Consider the following 4,938-nt stretch of genomic DNA (forward strand, 5'->3'; position numbering starts at 1 on the left):
CCGGACTGCCGAAAACGAAGCAGGAAGCCGCAGAAGCCATCACCCGTGGACTGCTGAGCTTAGCCTCGTCCGGGGAGCTGAAAAGCCGTCAGGACGTCACTGAGGCTCTTGAAGGTGCAGGTTTTGAGGTGGTGCGTACAACGAAAAGCAGTATCAGCATTGCCGACCCTGACGGGGGGCGAAACATCCGACTGAAGGGAGCCATCTATGAGCAGTCTTTTAACGCTGGCGAAGGACTTAGAGCAGCAATCGAAAGCGCAGCAGAAGAGTACCGGCGAGATGCTGAAAGCCGCATTCAGCGAGCACGAGCAGTCTGTCAGAGCGGAACTGAACGCAAGCGCGAGGAGAATCAGCGACGCCATCAGCGCCCACGAGCAGAGTATGAGCGAGGCGATGGAGAAAAACCGGCGGAGCGTGTTGCTGACGGCCGGGAGGACATGGCTCACCATCCTGATGGTGTCAGCGCTGCTGATCGCCACGAGCGGGAGCATTCTGTGGTGGCAGGGACGGCAGATAACCGACAATTACACACATCTTCGTCAGCAGGAAGATACCCTGGCGAAAATGACCGCCCGGACGTGGGGAGTACGCTATCAGGAGAGCAACGACGGCCGGAGGTTCCTTATCCTGCCGCCGGGGATGCAAGCCGAAGCCATCCCCTACGACGGGACGACCTGGATCCGCCTGAAACAGGAGTAGCGGAAAATGACAGAGCTGGAAAAGCAGTTGCTGAGCGCATTAGAGCAGCTACAGCAGGACTACTCGCAAAGGCTGGACGAATGGGAGAGCGCCTTCGCGGAATGGCGGAGCATGTGTGGACTTATGCAACGGGAGAACGCGGTGCTGAACGAGCGCGTGTCGGACTTGAGCACGCAGGTGCTGAGTTTAAGCGAGCAGCTACGCCGCTTGTCCGGGAACTGAATGCCATCGAGGAGAAGGCTGCACTGGAGTATCAGCGTCAGAACGAGCTGGAGCTGACGCTCCGACAGAAGCAGAAGAGTTTCGATGGTCCGAAGATGAGGTGACAGCCCGCACGAAGAAGGGCTCATCGCGTTCCTGCTAAATAGGCTGACTACCGGAATGGTAGTGACTTATCCCGGAGGAAGTGATGAAAATTCTCAACGTTATTGAAGCCCTGCTGAACTGTTTTTACCTGGTGATGGAGCTGTGTGAGTTGCCGGAGAGGCATTTGCCGGTTTTTAAGGCGTTCGCGCTGATTTTAGTGTGACTTTACGCTGCATGCATCTGGCTGCATGACTATGCATCAGTGTAATATCCAGCGGCTGCGTTTTTGGTGTTTTTTCGTCATGTCTGTCGCCACTTTCTCGCGTCTGGCACCGGAAACGCAGCCAACCCCGTTTCTGCGGTGCGGGCAAGGGGTGTTATGTTAAAAGCCGAGGTCTGGCGGATACGGAAAAAATTATGCCGGCCGGGCTTATGCCCGCGGCAATCCGGCCGATACTTAAATTATCCTTCACAAAGGATGTGCTGCGATCCAGGCAGTTGAGTGTTTTCCGGCTCCCGGATGTGAGCCATTTTTTTGCCTTCTGATGCCTGTTAATGCATGCGGAGCTGCGCTGGTTCTTCCAAGATTGATAGACGCCAGCTTCTCTGCTGGAGCCGGCGGATTTGCCGTAAATATGAACATTTTCTTATTGTTCAGCCCGCTAAAGATGGCGGGTTTTTTACGCGTGAAATCCGGAGCCGGACATCATGCCGGCATGGCTGAAGAGCGGGCTTTTTCCCGCCCTGTCGCAGTAATATATAACGCTACATAAGGAGTAGCCGATAACCATGGCAGTACTTACATTATCCGGGCAATCTGATTCATATGTTTTCACTTAAAAATATGTTCTCCCTGAACCTCCAGCGATCAGCCATTTCGTATGACGCAATTTGTCAGAATAAGCCTGTCATTGAGTTCAGTCCGGAGGGGGTGATAAATAAAGCCAGCCCGCTTTTTCTCTCCACTATGGGGTACAGGGCTGATGAAATAATCGGTCACCACCATCGTATATTCTGCCCGCCCTCGCTGGTAAGTTCACCGGAATACAGCCAGTTCTGGCAGCGCCTTGCCAGGGGAGAAAGCTTTAGTGGCAAGTACCTGCGGCTGGCAAAGGGAAATCGTTCCGTATGGCTTGAAGCCAGTTATATCCCCGTTTCTGACAGGCGCGGCCGTGTTATCAGAGTCATTAAAATTGCTGCCGATATTTCTGAGCGCGTGCATTCTGCTCTTGAGCAGGAAGCAGTCGTAAATGCCATAAACCGTTCTATGGCCATCATCACCTTCAATCCTGAAGGGATCGTGCTTGAAGCAAATGAAAATTTCGTCAATGCCACTGGCTATAAGCGGGATGAAATCATAGGTAAGCATCATCGTCTGTTCTGTGCCGAGACGCTTTACAAAAGTGATGAATACCGACATTTCTGGGAGAGTCTGAATCAAGGTGAGTTTTTTTCTGGTCTGTTTCCACGCCTTAACCGTCAGGGAGACCCTCTGTGGTTCCGTGCAACTTATAACCCTGTCTTTAACAGTGATGGGCAGCTTTATAAAATTGTGAAATTCGCTACAGATGTTACGGCTGATGTCCTGCGAAACCAGAGAGAGCAAGAGGCTGCTGTGCATGCATGGGATATGGCCGTGCAGACCCGAGAAAGTGCGCAGAACGGTGCCAATGTTATTGAAAATAGCATCCTTATGATTGACAGAATTGCGCAGGGGATGGGGGCTGTCTCCACCGATATCTCACGGCTCAACAATCAGTCTGAAAGTATTGACGATATGGTGGAAACCATCCGGAAGTTTGCCATGCAGACAAGACTTATTGCACTGAATGCCGCGATTGAAGCAGCAAGGGCTGGCGCATCCGGAAGAAGTTTTGCGGTTGTTGCCGCAGAAGTGCGTAATCTTGCGGCGAGCGTCAGTAGCGCGACTGAAGAAATTGAGCAAGTCGTGGCCAGCAATAGTCAACTGGCCAAGGATGTTCTCTGTGGCATTGAAAACAGCCTGATGAACACTCGGGAAGGGGTTACACTCATGCGCGAAGCGGGTGAAGTTATGACCAGCATTCAGAGGAATGCTGCAGGGGTTGAGACTGCGGTTAAGGATGTCGCCATTTCAGTTAAAGCCGGATAGGCCATGGTGCATATCCCCATATCTGTCGAACATCACAGATGATCTTCTTGAGATCCTTTCCGTTGCGTCGTAATCTCTTGCTCTGAAAACGAAAAAACCACCCGGAAAGGTGGCTTTTTCGAAGGTTCGCAAGAGTTGACGCTCTTTTGAACCGCGGTAACTGGCTTGGAGGAGCACAGTCACCAAAACTGTCCTTTCAGTGTAGCCTTATCGCACCCGAAACTTCAAGACTCTCCTCCTCTAAACCTGTTACCAGTGGCTGCTGCCAGTGGCGCTTTGTCGTGTTTTTCCGGATTGGACTCAAGTTGATAGTTACCGGATAAGGCGCAGCGGTCGGACTGAACGGGGGGTTCGTGCATACAGTCCAGCTTGGAGCGAACTGCCTTCCCGGAACTGAGTGTCAGGCGTGGAATGAGACAAACGCGGCCATAACAGCGGAATGACACCGGTAAACCGAAAGGCAGGAACAGGAGAGCGCACGAGGGAGCCACCAGGGGGAAACGCCTGGTATCTTTATAGTCCTGTCGGGTTTCGCCACCACTGATTTGAGCGTCAGATTTCGTGATGCTTGTCAGGGGGGCGGAGCCTATGGAAAAACGGCTTCGCCGCGGCCTTATCGCTTCCCTGTTAAGCTTCTTTCTGGCATCTCCCAGGAAATTTCCGCCCCGCCTGTAAGCCGGTACCGCTCGCCGCAGCCGAACGACCGAGCGCAGCGAGTCAGTGAGCGAGGAAGCGGAATATATCCTGTATCGCATATTCTGCTGACGCTCCGCTGCTGCATTTTTCTCCTGCCACATGAAGCACTTCACTGATATTCGCATCCGTGCCAACATAGTAAGCCAGTATACACTCCGCTAGCGCTACGTGACTGGTTCAGGGCTGCGCCCCGAAACCCGCTAACAGCCACTGACGCGCCTGCGGCTTGTCCAACCCCGCGCCGACCGGGAAAGGTTTTCCCGCCCGTCCCGGGGTTATCAGGAGACTGTTTTGTCAGAGAAACGGAACAAGATGCTCACCATGTGGGTGACGGAGGATGAGCACAGGCGGCTACTTGAGCGCTGCGACGGCAGGCAGCTGGCGGCGTGGATGCGGCAGACCTGCCTGGACGAAAAGCCGGCTCGTACCGCAAAACTTCCTTCGATCTCGCCGGCGCTGCTGCGCCAGCTTGCCGGTATGGGCAACAACCTGAACCAGATAGCCCGCCGTGTTAACGCCGGCGTCGGTACCGGTCATGACCGGGTGCAGATTGTGGCGGCGCTGATGGCCATCGATGCCGGGCTTGAGCGGCTGCGGCACGCCGTTCTTGAGAAAGGAACGGACGATGATCGTTAAATTTCATCCACGCGGTCGCGGCGGTGGCGCCGGGCCGGTGGACTATCTGCTGGGTAAAGACCGGCAGCGTGAAGGCGCCAGCGTCCTGCAGGGGAAGCCGGAAGAAGTCCGGGAGCTGATCGACGCGTCGCCTTACGTGAAGAAATACACCTCCGGCGTCCTGTCGTTTGCGGAGGCCGATCTGCCTCCCGGCCAGCGGGAAAAACTGATGGCCAGCTTCGAGCGGGTTCTGATGCCCGGACTTGATAAAGATCAGTACAGCATTCTGTGGGTGGAGCACGAGGACAAGGGGCGTCTGGAGCTGAACTTTCTGATCCCCAATACCGAGCTGCTGACCGGCAGGCGGCTCCAGCCGTACTACGACCGCGCCGACCGGCCGCGTATCGATGCCTGGCAGACCATCGTGAACGGCAGACTGGGGCTGCACGATCCGAACGCGCCGGAAAACCGCCGGGCGCTGGTCACGCCGG

Annotated in this window: 4 protein-coding genes and 1 pseudogene; all 5 read left to right on the forward strand. The window is 54.8% G+C overall.

The window, feature by feature from the left end:
• The first annotated feature begins 207 nt into the window (after window positions 1–207).
• Window positions 208–699: an MbeB family mobilization protein gene (locus SK33_RS26335; protein WP_016355729.1), complete on the forward strand. Its 492-nt coding sequence runs from the start codon at window positions 208–210 to the stop codon at window positions 697–699.
• Between the two features lie 6 nt (window positions 700–705).
• Window positions 706–921, forward strand: a complete 216-nt coding sequence (locus SK33_RS26340; RefSeq protein WP_000137422.1) for an MbeD family mobilization/exclusion protein — start codon at window positions 706–708, stop codon at window positions 919–921.
• Between the two features lie 910 nt (window positions 922–1,831).
• On the forward strand, window positions 1,832–3,136 hold the full coding sequence (locus SK33_RS26345; RefSeq protein ID WP_007899670.1) for a methyl-accepting chemotaxis protein: 1,305 nt from the start codon (window positions 1,832–1,834) through the stop codon (window positions 3,134–3,136).
• A gap of 1,008 nt (window positions 3,137–4,144) precedes the next feature.
• Window positions 4,145–4,468 (forward strand): MobC family plasmid mobilization relaxosome protein, encoded by a 324-nt coding sequence (locus SK33_RS26350; protein WP_007899679.1) that lies wholly within the window; start codon window positions 4,145–4,147, stop codon window positions 4,466–4,468.
• A pseudogene (locus SK33_RS26845) lies at window positions 4,458–4,775 on the forward strand (plasmid mobilization relaxase MbeA); the annotation flags it as partial. The gene SK33_RS26350 and the pseudogene SK33_RS26845, both read left to right, overlap by 11 nt.
• Between the last annotated feature and the right edge of the window lie 163 nt (window positions 4,776–4,938).

It is taken from the genome of Citrobacter sp. MGH103 (assembly GCF_001034475.2).
Classification (GTDB): Bacteria; Pseudomonadota; Gammaproteobacteria; order Enterobacterales; family Enterobacteriaceae; genus Citrobacter; species Citrobacter freundii.

What these genes read in the sequence shown, in the direction of transcription:
- SK33_RS26335 (WP_016355729.1), top strand. Translation starts at nt 208, where the DNA reads ATGAGCAGTCTTTTAACGCTGGCGAAGGACTTAGAGCAGCAATCGAAA.
- SK33_RS26345 (WP_007899670.1), top strand. Translation starts at nt 1,832, where the DNA reads ATGTTTTCACTTAAAAATATGTTCTCCCTGAACCTCCAGCGATCAGCC.
- SK33_RS26340 (WP_000137422.1), top strand. Translation starts at nt 706, where the DNA reads ATGACAGAGCTGGAAAAGCAGTTGCTGAGCGCATTAGAGCAGCTACAG.
- SK33_RS26350 (WP_007899679.1), top strand. Translation starts at nt 4,145, where the DNA reads ATGCTCACCATGTGGGTGACGGAGGATGAGCACAGGCGGCTACTTGAG.